The following is a 14,985-nucleotide window of genomic DNA, read 5'->3' on the forward strand; positions in this document are numbered from 1 at the left end:
ACTACACAGCACCGCCCACCCTGCGGCGTCTTTATAGAATCAACCGCCGCCTACACAGCCAACACAGCAACGCACCGTCCAAAACCATCGCCCCAGCCAATACAGGCAGCTCAAAGTCACTACCCAAGCCTAAATGCTACTAAAACGAAAGCCACTAAAATGAATTGGCATCCAAATCAGCAAAAGCATGTTCGACGTGAAACATACGAAACAAAGCAAGCATCATTCCGCCACGAACCAGCTTATTAAGAGCACTCACAATAATCCAAGCGGGCACTTGACAAGATGATGAGCCAACGGAAAACGCAGATATCGATCGATTCGAATCAAGAAACAACCCGCAACTCGGCCAAACGATAAAGCAGACAAAACACGATTGGACAACTCTGTGGATAAGTCGGTGAATAGCCTGGGGATTAGCGGTGCATAAGCAGGGAAAAGTCCAGGATAAAACCGCCCTCAAATGCAAAAACGCCCCGGCCGAAACAAGCCAGGGCGTTCAAAAAGCCGTGCAGTGAACTGCACAAACTCAGCGGAGATTACAAAGGGCGAATCTCGGCTGCTTGCGGGCCTTTAGGGCCGTCTTTAACTTCGAATTCGACTTCCTGGCCTTCATTCAGGCTGCGGTAGCCGCGACCTTCGATTGCTGAGAAGTGAGCAAACACATCGGTGCCGCCCGAATCTGGAGTAATGAAACCGAAGCCTTTATCGGCGTTGAACCACTTGACTTTGCCCTTTTGAGCCATGATGTTGTAGCGTCCTAAAAATAAACAAAAATGCAATAAACCAAGAACGCCGACACGAACTAGACTGGATCCTGCTATAGACACCTGGCACTAATGCTTGAAGCCTAAAGCATATTGATCAACTATAAACGAGACCCGCGCACTGCTTGATTTCCACTGCAGGTGTGAGCATACCCACGCCGCTTCTCTTAATCAAATACTTGTTTACCCCAGTGTGGTATTTTTCCGTCAGGCACGCGCTATAGTTGTGTGAAGGGCTGCTTTTTTAACATTACTCGTCCAGACGGCTCAAAATCTCTCTTTTCCTTTGCCATCAATCGCCATGAAGTTCGAATCCAAACTACCCGATATCGGTACAACCATTTTTACGGTCATGAGCCAGCTCGCCACCGAGCATCGGGCAATCAACCTGGGCCAGGGATTTCCCGACTTTAATCCAGATCCAAAGCTACTGGCCCAAGTGACTCAGGCCATGTCGGACGGACACAATCAATATCCGCCCATGCCAGGCATCCTGCCGCTGCGCCAAGAGGTCGCCGGCAAGGTCCAGACCCTGTACGGCAGGGCCTACGATCCCATCACAGAAATAACCATCACCAGCGGCGCCACCGAGGCGCTGATGGCCAGCATACAGGCCTTCGTGAAGCCCGGCGACGAAGTCATCGTGATCGAGCCGTTCTACGACCTCTACATACCTACCATTGAACTCGCCGGCGGCGTTCCGGTGGTCGTGCCCATGCAGGCGCCGACCGCCGACCAACCGCTGTATCGCGTCGACTGGCAGCGTGTGCGGGACGCCGTCAGCCCCCGCACACGCATGCTGATGCTGAATTTCCCGCACAACCCGACTGGCATCATCCTGGGCGAAAGCGATCTGGACGCGCTCGAAGCTCTTGTCCGCGACACCGGCATCATGTTGCTGGCCGACGAAGTTTATGAACACATCGTATTCGATGGCAACACGCATCAAAGCGTGGCGCGCCGCGAATCCCTTGCAGCCAAAGCCATCGTCATCTCCTCATTTGGGAAAACGTATCACGCCACCGGCTGGAAAATCGGTTATTGCTGCGCCCCCAAAGCCCTCACCGCCGAAATCCGCAAAGTGCATCAATTCATGGTGTTCACGGTAAGCTCGCCCATGCAATTCGCGCTGGCTCATTACATGCAAGATCCGGCGCCGTACCTGGGCTTGTCCGACTTCTATCAAAAAAAGCGCGACCGACTCCATGCCGGCCTGAGCACCACGCGCTTCAACCCTCTGCCCAGTCAAGGCACCTTCTTTTTGTTGGCGGACTACCAGCAGGTTTCCGATCTGCCGGAAGCTGAATTTGCGCACTGGCTGACCACCCGGCACGGTGTTACCGTCATTCCCGTCTCGGCGTTTTACCAGGATCCCGGCGCTCCCGGATCCAACCATCAACTGATCCGATTTTGCTTCGCCAAACAGGACCATACACTGGACGCCGCCGTGGCAAAACTGGCCCGCATCTGAAACTCAAAGCCCGCCGGCGCCTTCACAGCGTTTTCCCGTAGCGGACCCACAAAAAATAACCCCCGCTGCCAGAAGCAGGGGGGCCGAAAACTAGCTGAAAACCCTCAATTCATGGGGGTTTTCATTGAACAGCCTCGTCAGGCAGGGGTTTGAACCGCACGCGCTCTTTTCTTGATGTAGCGCATCAGCTGCGGCATAACGACCACCAGTATCGACACAATCCACAAACCCTTTGATACATTGCTGTCGAACAACACATGCACGGCTCCGTCGGTCATGGACAGGGCGCGCCGCAAGTTCTGTTCCATCATATTGCCGAGCACCACACCCAGCACCAAGGGCGCCATGGGAATGCCGCCCTTGCGCAGGAAATAGCCAAGAGCGCCTATGCCCGCCACCATCAGCAGATCGAAGGTCCCCGCATTAATGGCATAAACACCGATATAGCTGATGCACAAAATACCAGGCACCATCAGCCAGCCCGGAACGGCAAGCACTTTGGAAAAAATGCGCACCATGGGCACGTTCATGACAAACAGCATGACATTGGCAATAAACAGCGAAGCGATCAAACCCCACACCAGTTCGGGCTTGGTGTCGAACAGCACCGGACCCGGAGTGATGTTGTACAAGGTCAAGGCACCCATCATCACGGCCGTGGTGCCCGAACCGGGCACGCCCAACGTGAGCATGGGAACAAAGGAACCGATTGCCGAGGAAGTGGCCGCCGCTTCAGGAGCCACCAGGCCGCGCAAATCGCCCCGGCCAAACTTGGCATTGGGGTCCTTTTCTTCGCAAATCCGTTTTTCGTTCGAATAGGCAACGGCAGCCGCCACGCTGGCGCCTGCACCGGGCAGTACCCCCACGCCGAAACCCAGCAGCGCGCTGCGCACCACGCTCCACCATGTGAAAGCCATTTCCTTCAGATTGAAGATCTTGCGGCCGCTGGACTTGACTTCAACCGTGTGGCCAGCCATGACTTTCTCAAGCATTTCAAGCATTTCGGACACCGCAAACAAGGCGATGACCACCACAACGAATTCGATCCCGTCAAACAGATGCACAGATTCGAACGTATAGCGATAAACGCCCGAGTTGGAGTCTACCCCCACGGTCGCTATCGCAAGGCCTATCATGGCCGCCAAAACGCCTTTGACGGGCTGTTTACCCAGCAGGCTGGTCAGGCAGCAGAAGGCGAAGATCATCAAGACGAAATACTCGGCCGGTCCGAATGCCAACGCCCACTTCGCCAGCAACGGCGCCAGCAGAATGATCCCGAAAACCGAGACGATCGAGCCGAAAAACGCCGACCAGGCCGACAGGGACAAGGCCACATTGGCCAAACCCTGGCGCGCCAGCGGATAGCCGTCGAGCGTCGTCATGATGGCACTGGCTTCGCCCGGCACATTGATGAGAATAGAGGTAATCCGGCCGCCGTACTCGGCCCCTACATAAACCGCCGCCAGCAGGATCAGCGCCGTTTCCGGCGGCAGATTCATGGCAAAGGCGATGGGAATCAACATGGCGACGCCGTTGATGGGCCCCAGGCCCGGCAATACACCAACCAGCGTTCCAAAAAACGAGCCTATGGCCGCAACCAGCAGATTATTCCAGGAAAAGGCAACATGGAAGCCTATTGCGAGATGATCCAGAATGCCATTCATAGCAAACCTCCCAAAATACCTGTGGGCAGCACCACATCCAGGCCCCGATCAAACAAAAAGAAGAACAGCCCGCTCATGATCAAGCCGCCGCTGATCACTTTTAACCAGGAACCGCTGAACAGGCGGCCAACCAGAACCGTCATGCAGGTGGTGGCCACGATAAAACCCAATAACTGGAAAAAATAGGCATAAGCGGCGCAATACGCCACCATTAGCGTGATGCGACTGTTGGCGCCCGCCGGATTGGCTTCCGCCTGGTTGCCGCCCTTGACGACCATCCACACACCGCACAAGGCGATAATGAAGGCGACCAACAGGGGGAACGCACGCGGCCCGACGGGTTCATAGGAAAAGGGGGCTTCAATATCCCAGCCGAACCAAGTCATCAGCGCGGCAAAAACAAGGGCGGCAATGCCCAGAATTCGATCATTCATAATTAAAAGATTCCACGGTCTGTCCCGGGTAGGAGCTACGCCTGGCCTACGCTTGGAAACAAGCATCCTTGGTCGAGGCGAGCAAGCGGGCTGGCACCCTGTCGCCTGCGCGACCTGGACAGCCAGCCCTATTTCGATACTGCCTATTTTTTGATCAGGCCAAAGGAATCGGCCAATTCGGCATACGCCTTGACGCGCTGTTTAACGTAGGCATCAAGCTCGGCACCGGTTTTGTTGAATGGAAATAGGCCCTGTTTTTGCTGTAATGCCGCAAAGTCGGGGTTCTCCTGGGTCTTCTTGAAGGCGTCAACCCACCAGTTGTATTGCGCGTCGGAAACCTTGGGCCCTACATAGAAGCCGCGAATAATGGGCCATTCAATGTCAAACCCTTGCTCTTTGGCGGTGGGAACGCTGGACAGCTTGCCGGGCAAGCGGACATCGTTGAACACCGCCAGCACCCGGATGGGAGCGCCACCTTCAAGCATGGTGAAGGCTTCGGCCGCATCACCCATATAGGCCTGGATATGGCCGCCGCGCAGTGCGGTCAGCGCCTCGCCGCCCCCTTCGAATGCCACAAAACGCATTTTCTTGTAATCGACACCCGCCGCTTTGGCGGTCAGGGCCGCTTTCATCCAGTCCTGGCTGCCCACGGTGCCGCCGGCACCCAGCACAATCTTGCTGGGATCGGTTTTGAAGGCCTCCATCAGCTCCTTCAGGTTTTTATAGGGCGAGTCGTCGCGCACCACCGCTACGCCATAATCGGAACCAATAGCCGCCAGCCAGCGCACATCGTTGACATTGTATTTGCCGAATTTGCCTTGAGCGAGGTTCAGCAGGGAGCCGCCGGAAAAAGCAATGATGGTGCTGCCGTTATCGGGCTTTTGCGCCACTACGTGGTTGTAGGCAACCGCACCGATGCCGCCAGGCATATAGACGATGCGCATGGGTTCTTTAAGTTGTCCAGCCACCTTCAAACCCTCCTGGGCCAGGCGACAGGTCAGGTCAAACCCGCCTCCGGGCTGAGCCGGCGCAATACACTCGGGGCGGCGGGGTTCATCGGCAGCCGAAGCCGCCGTCATGGCCAGCAGGGAACTTGTACCAAGCAGCAAGCCCGCCATCATTGTGGACAAAAACGTTTTTTTCACTCTTATCTCCTGGTAAGAATCATTTACAGGTCAGGTACCAAAACCCTTTTCTATTGTCTGGTTCGACAAAGGTACGTAACCGTACAAAACGCTTGCTTTCTAAAGGCTTTCAACTTGATTGTTTTTTTCCAAAAGACGTCTTTGGTAGGGGAAACCTAGGGTAAACACTAGCTTGGCGCGGCATCCTTGCCGCAACGATTCCAGCATAAACCGGCCGCGATGTTGCACCATGATGGTGTGGACAATAGCCAGCCCCAGGCCGGCGCCGCTGGTATTTTTACCGGCCGCGCCGCGCCGAAACCGGATGCCGGCTTTTTCGATATCGTCGCTGGACATGCCCGGCCCGTTGTCTTCCACGATCAGGCAGGCACTGGAACCTTCCACGCTTATGCGCAGCGTCAGCACTCCGCCATTGGGTGTATAGCGGATGGCGTTATCAAGCAGGTTGACCGCGGCTTCACGCAATAGCCATTCCAGCCCCCAGACCTGAACAGGCGCTTCAGGACATTCCAGACCGAAATCCAGGCGCTTGGCGCGCGCCACCGGATACATATCCTTGAATATCGCCTGAGCCATTTGCACAAGATCTATTTTCTCCAGCCCTTCACCGGTTTCAAATGGCGATCCCTCCTTGGCCTTGGCCAGCGACAGCATCTGGTTGGTCGTACGCACGGCACGATCCAGTCCTTCACGCATGGCTTGCAAAGCCGAATGTATTTCCTGAGGATCCTTTTCGCGCAATGCATAGCCCAGTTGCGCCCGCAGCACGGATAACGGGGTGCGCAACTGATGCGAGGCATCATCGAGAAACTGGCGCTGCAATCGTGCTTGCTGCGCATAACGGGCCATATGCAAATTGATCGCGGTAACCAGGGGCTGTACTTCGGCAGGCACGTCATCGGCCTCGACCGGCCGCAAATCGTCAAAACGACGTTTTTCCAGATTTTGACGCAAACGAGTCAAGGGACGCACCGCGAACAGCACGCCAAGCACCACTATCAACACAACCAGCGCAACAACGGCCAGATCGCGTTCAATCGAACGCAGCAGCATGGAATGAATGAATTGCTCGCGCGAATCAATGTCTTCGGCAACCTGGACAATCACCCGCCCACCACGATCGTTATACAAGGGCGGATTCATGGGCCGCGCCAGCGCCGCAACACGTATGGCCTGCCCCAGATAATTGGCCGTATAGAACTGGGGCACGCCCGAGACCAGGGGAGTCGGCGGCAGGGGCAGTTCCTGGTTGCCTATTTCCGCCAGACCATCTTCGGTCATGACTCGGTAATACACCCGTTCGTTCGCGGTGAGCTCGAAGAACTCCAGCAGTAAATAAGGCTGCTCCAGCGACAAACCGCCGCTGGCCGTGGAAATGTTGTAGTCCATGGAGCGCAAAGCGCCTGCCAGGGAACGGTCGTAGGCAATATCGATCTGCGCGCGCAGTTGGTGATTGGACGCCCATAGCGCCGCTACCATGATAAGAATAAGAGCAGGCACCAGCGACCAGAGCAACACCGACTTCAGGCCACCGGTCCAGGGGTAAATCTGCTTAAGCTGCACCAAGGGGCTCCAGGCTATATCCCATGCCTCGCAACGTCACTATTTGCGTACCGGTGTCGACCAGTTTTTTGCGCAGCCGGTGAACCAGTACCTCGACCGCTTCCAGATTCACTTCCTTTTCGTCGGAATTGATGCGATCCAGGATCTGTTGCTTGGCAACGGGCTCGCCGCTTTTTTGGATCAACACCTTAAGCACTGCATATTCTTTGGGCGACAAGGCCAGAACCTGGCCATTGATCAAAAATCGCTGTGCCGCCGTATCGAGACTCAAGGCCCCCAGAGCCAAACGGGGATGTTCGCGTCCCCGGCTGCGGCGGATCAGGGCAACAAGCCGGGCTTCAAGTTCTTCAACTACAAACGGCTTGGGTAAAAAATCATCGGCACCCTCGTGCAAAGTATCAATTCGTTCAACCAGGGAATCCCGGGCGGTCAGCACCAGGACGGGAGTTCTGTCGTCTCGGGCGCGCAAGCGGGTCAAAAAAGTGTGGCCGTCCATTCCGGGCAAGCCCAGGTCAAGAATTACAGCGTCGAATTCTTCCACTGCCAAACGCCGTTCGGCCAGCTCGGCATCGTCGGCCCAATCGACTGTGAATCCACCGTGTCTGGCCAGACTGCGTGAAAGCCAGTGGGCCAATTCTATTTCATCTTCAACGAGGAGTATACGCATTTGCTTTTTGGGCGATGCCTAGGGGTGGAAAGGAAAGTGTTTTAGTTTTTCCTTATTTTTTATATATATAAAGATTAATAATAATGGGTGTTTGTGGATAAGTGGAACATCACGAAATTGTTCAATTGTTTCAGTTGCTTGGAAGCCATTTTTGGCGGGCATAAGTTCTGTTCTGGGGGTGGACTGAAGTCGAACAACTTTTGGCTTTTGGAAAAAAGGGTGGCTTATCCCTATCTCGTCCACAGCCTGTGCACAATTCGTTTGCTTAGCAGTTATCCACAGGCTGAAAAATAGTAAATAAATGTAATTTTTTGGCTAATCGGCCTTTACTGTATCGACGATTTCGCCTGAATCGAATACCAGGCGGTTTTCGGGCCATTGAAGGGCGGCCAGCTTGAAGCGCGAGGTATCGATGGATCGATTGGCCCGGCGGTCGCGCCATCGGGCGCCCACCGAAAAGTCCACGCAAAATACATTGCGGTGTTTACCGTGCCAGGCAGCGGGCGGAATACTTTTGAAAAGCTGGCTATAGCGGGGGCTGTTTTCTTCCTGGTGGCTTCGAAACAGCCGCCAGTAATGACCTATCACGACCGGCGTAAGTTCGTCGTAGTCGTCCCACCAGTTGACCCGGTCTGAAAAGCGCCACCGGTTGCCGGCAAAGAAAGGGCTGCTTGCCATGCGTTCCACACCGGAAGTCAGCACCTTGAGCGGATTGACCATCTGCTGGGCGGCTTCATATTCGGCGATTGCGTGCAAAAAGGGCGGCGGCGAGTGTTCGTCCTCGAGTTCTTTGATCCATTGCTGTTTTTCAGCGAGGTAGCGCTGATACAAACCAGAGGCTTGTGCTGTGCTTTGCGCGAGATAGTCCCAGATCTTGAATTGTTCCGCCACGCTGCCCAGGGGCAGGGAGCTGACGGCCTCGATGGCCGGGTTGCTCCAGGCGGCATGCACCACTCTGATGTCTTTGCGGACCAGGGCAACCGGCAGGCCACCTAGAAATTTTTTCAGCGCTTGGCGTTGTTCCGGAGGAGTGCGTCGGAAAGGCGCATAATTTTTCTGGTCACGTTCGTGGCGTTCGTCGAAGAACCAGCCCGACCCGTCTTTGATATCGTCGACCAGCAGATTCATTTCGTGGTTGCCCAGGATAGCGTGGGCGTTGCCCTGTTCGACCAGGTGCTGTACGAACTGGATGACGCCGTAGCTGTCGGGGCCGCGATCGCACAGATCGCCGACAAACACCAGTTTGCGCTGGTCGGGGTGCTCTCCCTGGGCGTTGTAGCCCAGATGCACCAGCAGGGTCAGCAGGGCGGTGAGTTCGCCGTGGATATCGCCGACAATATCCAGGGCATTTTCGGGCAGGCGCTGTACCAGAGACATGGCGGTCAGGCGGCTGAGGCCGAGGTTGACAGCAGCCCTTCGCGTTCGATGAAGGAAATGATGTCTGCAAGGCCGATATGGTGTTTCAGATCGCACATGACAAAGGGGCGGTCGCCGCGCATGCGTCGGGCGTCTTCCTCCATGACCTTGAGAGAAGCGCCGACATAGGGCGCCAGGTCGATTTTATTGATGATGAGCAAGTCGGATTTGGTAATGCCGGGGCCACCTTTGCGGGGGATTTTCTCGCCGCCGGCGACGTCGATCACGTAAAGGGTCAGGTCGGAAAGTTCGGGACTGAACGTTGCTGCGAGATTATCGCCGCCCGATTCCACGAAAACGATGTCGGCGTTGGGAAACTTGGCAAGCATGCGGTCTATGGCCTCAAGATTGATCGACGCATCTTCACGAATGGCGGTGTGGGGGCAGCCGCCTGTTTCAACCCCCATGATGCGTTCCGCGGGCAAGGCGCCCGAAATGGTCAGGAGGCGTTGATCTTCCTTGGTGTAGATATCGTTGGTGATGGCGATAAGATCGTATTTGCGGGACATGCCTTTGCACAAGGCTTCCAGCAAAGTGGTTTTGCCTGAACCAACCGGACCGCCAACGCCGACCCGCAGCGGAGGAAGTGTTTTGGTCCGTGTCGCGGAGGAAGTGAGGGGCTTGGACATGGATATCCTTTACGAACGAAACAAGCGGGAGTATTGAGTCTCGTGGCGGGATGACAGAATTGCCAGTTGGGGACTCATGGAACATATATGCGGAGGGCTATCGGCGGCGCGAATCTCCGCCTGCTGGATAACGTCGGGAATAAGCTGGCGCAATTGATTCAGAATGCGCTGGCCTGCCGCCTGCCCCAGGGGAATGGTTTTGATGGCCGCCATGACCTGGTTTTCAAGCCAGGAAAACAGGCAGGCCGTCAGGCCGTCCTGCCGGTTCAAAGTCAGCGCGTGGGCGGAAAAAGCATGGGCGGCGAGTAAGGTGATGGGGTCATGCTGGAGCAGATGCGACAGGGCGGCCTTTTCACCCCAGTTCAGATCAGAAGCCAGCTTGGCCAGCGACCAGCCCGTTTGTTCTGTTTCCCTACGCATTTCATTTGTTTCGCGTGAAGCGTGGAACCAGTCGTTCCAATAGCTGGCCTGAACGAAGTCCCGGGTAGACCAGGCATCGAATAAAAGCATCCAGACGGGGGCGTCGCACTGAGCCATGACCACCGTGAGCTGGTCTTCGATCCAGCGGCTGGCGCTGGATTCGTCGCTGACGAGCTGCTGGTCGACCGCGGCTTCAAAACCCTGCGAATAGCTGAACCCGCCAATGGGAAGTGCAGGAGAAGACAGTTGCAGCAGCGCGGCCAGTTGGCTCGTATTCATGGTTCGAGCCTATTCGTGCTTGTGGTGATGATGCGAATGGCTGTGCGAGTGCCCGTGATCGTTCGTGGCTTCGCGAGCCGTGTAGGCGGCTTGTGCCAGTGCGTAATCTTCTTCGAAGGTTTCGTCATGTCCGTGCTTGTGGCCGCCGCCGTAGGCACCGGCATCCGGCTCGAACACGTGTTCGATGGTTTCGACGCTTATATCGCCCAGGTGCTGCAGCATATCTGCCAGGACTGGATCGTGTTCAAGCTGCAAATAACCCGGCCCGATTTCGACCAGGATGTGGCGATTGCCCAGATGGTAGGCGGCGCGTGTGAGTTGGGTCGGTGTCTTGGCCGTAACCCGCAAGACGGTTTCTTGAGCGGCTTGCACCAGGATGAATTTTCCATCGTCGGCGACGAGCATATCGCCATTGCGCAAGACGGTGCCGCGTTCGAGCAGGAGTCCGACTTCTTCTCCCGTATCGAGGGTGATTTTCTGGCGGCTGCGGCGTCGTGCCTCGAAGGGTAGGACCACTGTGGGGGCATGGCGGGTCAGGGCCTTGGCGACCGTGACTCCACGCAGGTATTTTTTGATGAATCGCATGTCTAGAATAAAAAATAGCGCTGTGCCATGGGCAGAATCTTGGCGGGCTCGCAACTGAGCAACTGGCCGTCGGCCATGACCTGGTACGTTTGCGGGTCGACCGTAATATGCGGCAGCCAGTCGTTGTGCAACATGTCTTTCTTGGAGATGGCGCGGCAGCCGTGCACGGCTTCCAGGGTTTTGACCAACCCCAAGGCGTGGACGGCGGGATTTTCCATGCCGGCTTGTGAGAGGAAGGTCAGGGAGGTTTTCAAGCCCTTGCCGAATGAACCGAACATGGGGCGCGAGTGTACCGGCTGCGGGGTGGAAATGGAGGCACCCGGATCGCCCACGGTGGCTGAAGCGATCATGCCGCCTTTCAGCACCAGACTGGCTTTCACGCCAAAAAAAGCCGGGCGCCAGAGCACGATATCGGCCAGCTTGCCCACCTCGATGGATCCGACCTTGTGCGAAATGCCGTGGGCGATGGCCGGATTAATGGTGTATTTGGCAATGTAGCGCTTGATGCGCTGGTTGTCGGCGCGAGCGCTGTCGCCCTGCAGTGCGCCACGCTGGATTTTCATTTTGTCGGCGCTTTGCCAGGTACGCAAAACCACTTCGCCCACGCGTCCCATGGCCTGCGAGTCGGAGCTCATGATGGAAAAGGCGCCCAAATCGTGCAGCACGTCTTCGGCGGCGATGGTTTCGCGGCGAATGCGGCTTTCGGCAAAGGCCAGGTCTTCGGCGATAGAGGGGTTCAGGTGATGGCAGACCATCAGCATGTCCAGATGCTCGTCGATGGTATTGGCCGTGAACGGCATGGTCGGATTGGTGGAAGCCGGCAGGACATTGGGCAATCCCGCTGCGCGGATGATATCGGGGGCATGGCCGCCACCCGCACCTTCGGTATGGAATGAGTGAATGGTACGGCCCTTGAACGCCTTGAAGGTGGCTTCGACGAAGCCGGACTCGTTCAGCGTGTCGCTATGTATGGCGACCTGGATATCGGTTTGCTCGGCGACCGACAGGCAGCAGTCGATGGCAGCAGGCGTGCTGCCCCAGTCTTCGTGCAGTTTGAGGCCGATTGCGCCAGCGCTGACCTGCTCGAACAAAGGACCCGGCAGGCTGGCATTGCCTTTCCCCAGCAAGCCGATGTTGACTGGAAAGGCATCCAGCGCCGACAGCATGGAATGAATGTGCCAGGGGCCGGGCGTGCATGTCGTGGCCAGCGTGCCGGTAGCGGGACCCGTGCCGCCCCCGATCAGGGTGGTGGTCCCGGTCGCCAGGGCTTCTTCGATCTGCTGCGGGCAAATGAAATGGATATGGCTATCGATGGCGCCCGCCGTTACTATCATGCCTTCGCCGGCGATGGCCTCGGTGCCCGGGCCCACTACGATGGTGACTCCCGGCTGGATATCGGGATTACCGGCCTTGCCTATGCCTGATATATGGCCGTTCTTGATGCCGATATCGGCCTTGATGATGCCGCTTACCGCATCGATGATCAGCGCGTTGGTGATCACGGTATCGACGCAGTCGGCGCTCATGCGCTGGCTTTGCCCCATGCCGTCGCGGATGACCTTGCCGCCGCCGAATTTAACCTCCTCGCCGAAAATGGTGTAGTCTTTTTCGACTTCGGCGAGCAACTGGGTATCGGCCAGGCGTACGCGGTCGCCCTTGCCGTTGACGGTGGTGGGGCCGAAGATTTCGGCATAAGCGCTGCGCGATATGGTTACCATCAGAGCGCTCCCATGACGTCGCCATTGAACCCGTATATTTTGCGCTCGCCGGCGACGGCAACCAGTTCCACCGTGCGTTTCTGTCCCGGTTCGAAGCGCACCGCCGTGCCCGCGGCAATATTCAGGCGAAAACCGCGCGCGGCCCTGCGGTCGAATTTCAGCGCGGCATTGGCTTCGGCAAAATGATAGTGCGAGCCTATCTGTACCGGGCGATCGCCCGTATTGACCACATCGACCGCACACGTTTTGCGGCCGGCGTTAAGTTCTATTTGGCCGGGTTCGGCAAGGATTTCACCTGGAATCATGTCGCTATCCTAAAAAAACGGGTCGCTTCAGGCCAGTGCCGATGCCAGCGACACCCCATACAAGACAATGGCGCCGCCCGCCAGGCGCGTCAACCATACATTGTGCTGTTTCAGGCTGAAACCCGCCGCCAGGCCCGCCACGTGCAGCGAGAAAGTCGTCAGCATGAACCCTGCCACAAAGGCCAGCGCGCTACCGTTTTCGGGCAGCTCGGAGCCGTGCGCCATACCGTGGAAAATGGCGAAAAACCCCACCAGCGCCGCGCCGGCCCAGGTTGGCAGAGATAGACGGCTGGCCACGAGCAGGCCCAGGACCAGCACCGAGGCCGTGATGATGGGTTCGACGGCCGGCAGACGCAGGCCGGCAATTCCCATGAAAGCCCCAGCCAGCAGCAGGCAGAGAAAGCTGACGGGTGTCCAGGCGGCCTGCCGCAGGTTTTTGTGCGCGAGTGCGCTCCATAGCCCGACGGCCAGCATGGCGAACAGGTGATCGAAACCGGTCAGGGGATGTATCAGGCCGGACAGAAACATATTGCTGGACACTTCGTGTCCGGGATGCGCCGAAGCGACCCCTGTCACAAGAGCCAGGGCAAGGGCGCGGGCGGAAAAAATGCCGACGGAGCGCAAGGTAGTATGAGTTGACATAGGGTGTTCCATAGAAGAGTAAGAACGGGCAGGTCTTAAATAATGGGGTTGTGCACGGTAACCAGCTTGGTTCCGTCGGGAAAGGTTGCTTCAACCTGAATGTCGGGAATCATTTCGGGTACGCCTTCCATGACATCGGCGCGCGACAGTACCTGGGTACCTTCATGCATGAGTTCGGCTACGGTACGGCCGTCGCGGGCGCCTTCGAGCAGGGCAGCGGTAATCAGGGCAATCGATTCGGGATAGTTGAGTTTTACGCCGCGGGCCTTGCGTCTTTCGGCCAGCAGGGCAGCGGTAAAAATCAGTAATTTGTCCTTTTCGCGCGGGGTCAATTCCATGGAGGGATTCCTGTTGGGTATCGGTGCAGTGTAGTATTTCAGCGTGGCCAAACACAGCTTATTATGGCGCAATAAAGCGTTGTTCATGTACTCCAGAGACGCAAATATTGCCCCGGAGTTTCAAGCAACGCAGGGCGCAGGGCCATCCACAGTTCGATGAGCAAGGTCTTGATATCGGCCACATGCCGGCCCAATACCCGTACCAGGCACAGGCCTTGTTCGTTTTTTTGCGGCAGACAGGTGATGCCGGCACGCAATCCGTCACTCCAGGGCAGGGTTTGAGCCAGGCGGTCGATTTGCCCGGAGTCCAGGCTCGGTCCAAAGGCCCATAGCGTTCCCATCGCCGGAAAGCCCGCCAGCCCATTGGCCGTGGTTCGAAGCAGGCCGTCGGCATGAATTTCACCGGCATCCAGCCAGATAAGGCGTTCGTCCAGCAGGATGCGGGTATTAAGCTGCACCGCGCCCGCCGCCCATGCCGGCTGCGCGGCAACGCTGCCCAGTTGGGTGATTTCCCAGCCTATCGCGCGGGAACCGTTTTGCAGGTGCAGCTGGGTCGAGGAAGTGGCCTGCGCCTGTTCGAAAAAGATATTTTCCTGCGGCAGCCAGTCGAGCCGCGCTTCGGCGCCCAAATGCAGGTCTACCGTCTGCGAGGCATGTCGGCCATTGGACTTGTACCAGCGCGTGGCTCCCGGGGTGGTCAGCAGGGCGTGGGCGCCCTGGTCCGCGTGAATATCGATTGCCAGGGCATCGCCGCCGGCGATGCCGGAGGGCGGATGCAATATCGCAACGTGGCAGACATTCGGCCCTTCAGGATAGAGGGCTTTCTGCACCAATAAAGGGCCCTCGTGCCGGTTCCCGGAAAGTACGGTTTTATTTGAATCGTGACGCGAGAAGGAAAGCGATAATCTGGCGTGCCATTCGGTCAAAGGGGTCGGCATTTGG

Annotated in this window: 17 protein-coding genes; 2 read left to right on the plus strand and 15 right to left on the minus strand. The window is 57.0% G+C overall.

Annotated elements, in window-relative coordinates:
- A partial coding sequence (locus ACYVIS_RS08415) for a hypothetical protein (RefSeq protein WP_460873750.1) occupies positions 1-249 on the plus strand: 249 nt, incomplete at its 5' end.
- A 290-nt stretch (positions 250-539) separates the two neighbouring features.
- On the opposite strand, the gene ACYVIS_RS08420 is transcribed toward ACYVIS_RS08415, so the two are convergent.
- A complete protein-coding gene (locus tag ACYVIS_RS08420) occupies positions 540-746 on the minus strand; it encodes a cold-shock protein (protein WP_232744734.1) in 207 nt (68 codons plus the stop codon).
- A gap of 322 nt (positions 747-1,068) precedes the next feature.
- On the opposite strand from ACYVIS_RS08420, the gene ACYVIS_RS08425 reads away from it, so the two are divergent.
- The gene (locus ACYVIS_RS08425) at positions 1,069-2,238 is read left to right on the plus strand and encodes a methionine aminotransferase (protein WP_460873751.1); all 1,170 of its coding nucleotides are present in this window, start codon (positions 1,069-1,071) and stop codon (positions 2,236-2,238) included.
- Between the two features lie 137 nt (positions 2,239-2,375).
- Here ACYVIS_RS08425 and ACYVIS_RS08430 read toward each other — a convergent pair whose 3' ends face one another.
- From ACYVIS_RS08430 to ACYVIS_RS08495, 14 genes are all read right to left on the minus strand, one after another.
- On the minus strand, positions 2,376-3,902 hold the full coding sequence (locus tag ACYVIS_RS08430; RefSeq protein ID WP_232741918.1) for a tripartite tricarboxylate transporter permease: 1,527 nt from the start codon (positions 3,900-3,902) through the stop codon (positions 2,376-2,378).
- Positions 3,899-4,336, minus strand: coding sequence for a tripartite tricarboxylate transporter TctB family protein (locus ACYVIS_RS08435; protein ID WP_232741917.1), 438 nt, complete (start codon positions 4,334-4,336; stop codon positions 3,899-3,901). Before ACYVIS_RS08435 ends, ACYVIS_RS08430 begins: the two co-directional genes overlap by 4 nt.
- 143 nt (positions 4,337-4,479) lie before the next feature.
- A complete protein-coding gene (locus tag ACYVIS_RS08440; protein WP_232744733.1) occupies positions 4,480-5,457 on the minus strand; it encodes a Bug family tripartite tricarboxylate transporter substrate binding protein in 978 nt (325 codons plus the stop codon).
- A 123-nt stretch (positions 5,458-5,580) separates the two neighbouring features.
- Positions 5,581-6,960: a sensor histidine kinase gene (locus ACYVIS_RS08445; protein ID WP_460873796.1), complete on the minus strand. Its 1,380-nt coding sequence runs from the start codon at positions 6,958-6,960 to the stop codon at positions 5,581-5,583.
- A 73-nt stretch (positions 6,961-7,033) separates the two neighbouring features.
- Positions 7,034-7,711 (minus strand): response regulator, encoded by a 678-nt coding sequence (locus ACYVIS_RS08450; RefSeq protein WP_460873752.1) that lies wholly within the window; start codon positions 7,709-7,711, stop codon positions 7,034-7,036.
- 315 nt (positions 7,712-8,026) lie between these two features.
- A complete protein-coding gene (locus tag ACYVIS_RS08455) occupies positions 8,027-9,088 on the minus strand; it encodes a metallophosphoesterase (RefSeq protein WP_460873753.1) in 1,062 nt (353 codons plus the stop codon).
- Between the two features lie 5 nt (positions 9,089-9,093).
- Positions 9,094-9,756 (minus strand): urease accessory protein UreG, encoded by a 663-nt coding sequence (gene ureG, locus ACYVIS_RS08460; RefSeq protein ID WP_460873754.1) that lies wholly within the window; start codon positions 9,754-9,756, stop codon positions 9,094-9,096.
- Between the two features lie 9 nt (positions 9,757-9,765).
- Entirely contained in the window at positions 9,766-10,455 is a 690-nt protein-coding gene (locus ACYVIS_RS08465) for an urease accessory protein UreF (RefSeq protein WP_460873755.1), read from the minus strand.
- Between the two features lie 9 nt (positions 10,456-10,464).
- Positions 10,465-11,040, minus strand: a complete 576-nt coding sequence (ureE, locus tag ACYVIS_RS08470) for an urease accessory protein UreE (RefSeq protein ID WP_460873756.1) — start codon at positions 11,038-11,040, stop codon at positions 10,465-10,467.
- A 2-nt stretch (positions 11,041-11,042) separates the two neighbouring features.
- Positions 11,043-12,758 carry an urease subunit alpha gene (ureC, locus tag ACYVIS_RS08475; protein WP_460873757.1) on the minus strand — a complete coding sequence of 572 codons (1,716 nt, stop codon included), beginning with the start codon at positions 12,756-12,758 and terminating at the stop codon, positions 11,043-11,045.
- On the minus strand, positions 12,758-13,063 hold the full coding sequence (locus ACYVIS_RS08480; protein ID WP_460873758.1) for an urease subunit beta: 306 nt from the start codon (positions 13,061-13,063) through the stop codon (positions 12,758-12,760). Before ACYVIS_RS08480 ends, ureC begins: the two co-directional genes overlap by 1 nt.
- Before the next feature lie 27 nt (positions 13,064-13,090).
- On the minus strand, positions 13,091-13,705 hold the full coding sequence (locus ACYVIS_RS08485; RefSeq protein WP_460873759.1) for a HupE/UreJ family protein: 615 nt from the start codon (positions 13,703-13,705) through the stop codon (positions 13,091-13,093).
- 35 nt (positions 13,706-13,740) lie between these two features.
- On the minus strand, positions 13,741-14,043 hold the full coding sequence (locus ACYVIS_RS08490) for an urease subunit gamma (RefSeq protein WP_232741908.1): 303 nt from the start codon (positions 14,041-14,043) through the stop codon (positions 13,741-13,743).
- Between the two features lie 83 nt (positions 14,044-14,126).
- Positions 14,127-14,981 (minus strand): urease accessory protein UreD, encoded by an 855-nt coding sequence (locus ACYVIS_RS08495; RefSeq protein WP_460873760.1) that lies wholly within the window; start codon positions 14,979-14,981, stop codon positions 14,127-14,129.
- Positions 14,982-14,985: the final 4 nt, after the last annotated feature.

This window comes from Paralcaligenes ginsengisoli, from assembly GCF_054781135.1.

What these genes read in the sequence shown, in the direction of transcription:
- ACYVIS_RS08430 (WP_232741918.1), bottom strand. Translation starts at nt 3,902, where the DNA reads ATGAATGGCATTCTGGATCATCTCGCAATAGGCTTCCATGTTGCCTTT.
- ACYVIS_RS08425 (WP_460873751.1), top strand. Translation starts at nt 1,069, where the DNA reads ATGAAGTTCGAATCCAAACTACCCGATATCGGTACAACCATTTTTACG.
- ACYVIS_RS08480 (WP_460873758.1), bottom strand. Translation starts at nt 13,063, where the DNA reads ATGATTCCAGGTGAAATCCTTGCCGAACCCGGCCAAATAGAACTTAAC.
- ACYVIS_RS08445 (WP_460873796.1), bottom strand. Translation starts at nt 6,960, where the DNA reads ATGGTAGCGGCGCTATGGGCGTCCAATCACCAACTGCGCGCGCAGATC.
- ACYVIS_RS08490 (WP_232741908.1), bottom strand. Translation starts at nt 14,043, where the DNA reads ATGGAATTGACCCCGCGCGAAAAGGACAAATTACTGATTTTTACCGCT.
- ACYVIS_RS08440 (WP_232744733.1), bottom strand. Translation starts at nt 5,457, where the DNA reads ATGATGGCGGGCTTGCTGCTTGGTACAAGTTCCCTGCTGGCCATGACG.
- ACYVIS_RS08485 (WP_460873759.1), bottom strand. Translation starts at nt 13,705, where the DNA reads ATGTCAACTCATACTACCTTGCGCTCCGTCGGCATTTTTTCCGCCCGC.
- ACYVIS_RS08495 (WP_460873760.1), bottom strand. Translation starts at nt 14,981, where the DNA reads ATGCCGACCCCTTTGACCGAATGGCACGCCAGATTATCGCTTTCCTTC.
- ureC (WP_460873757.1), bottom strand. Translation starts at nt 12,758, where the DNA reads ATGGTAACCATATCGCGCAGCGCTTATGCCGAAATCTTCGGCCCCACC.
- ureG (WP_460873754.1), bottom strand. Translation starts at nt 9,756, where the DNA reads ATGTCCAAGCCCCTCACTTCCTCCGCGACACGGACCAAAACACTTCCT.
- ACYVIS_RS08450 (WP_460873752.1), bottom strand. Translation starts at nt 7,711, where the DNA reads ATGCGTATACTCCTCGTTGAAGATGAAATAGAATTGGCCCACTGGCTT.
- ureE (WP_460873756.1), bottom strand. Translation starts at nt 11,040, where the DNA reads ATGCGATTCATCAAAAAATACCTGCGTGGAGTCACGGTCGCCAAGGCC.
- ACYVIS_RS08465 (WP_460873755.1), bottom strand. Translation starts at nt 10,455, where the DNA reads ATGAATACGAGCCAACTGGCCGCGCTGCTGCAACTGTCTTCTCCTGCA.
- ACYVIS_RS08435 (WP_232741917.1), bottom strand. Translation starts at nt 4,336, where the DNA reads ATGAATGATCGAATTCTGGGCATTGCCGCCCTTGTTTTTGCCGCGCTG.
- ACYVIS_RS08455 (WP_460873753.1), bottom strand. Translation starts at nt 9,088, where the DNA reads ATGTCTCTGGTACAGCGCCTGCCCGAAAATGCCCTGGATATTGTCGGC.
- ACYVIS_RS08420 (WP_232744734.1), bottom strand. Translation starts at nt 746, where the DNA reads ATGGCTCAAAAGGGCAAAGTCAAGTGGTTCAACGCCGATAAAGGCTTC.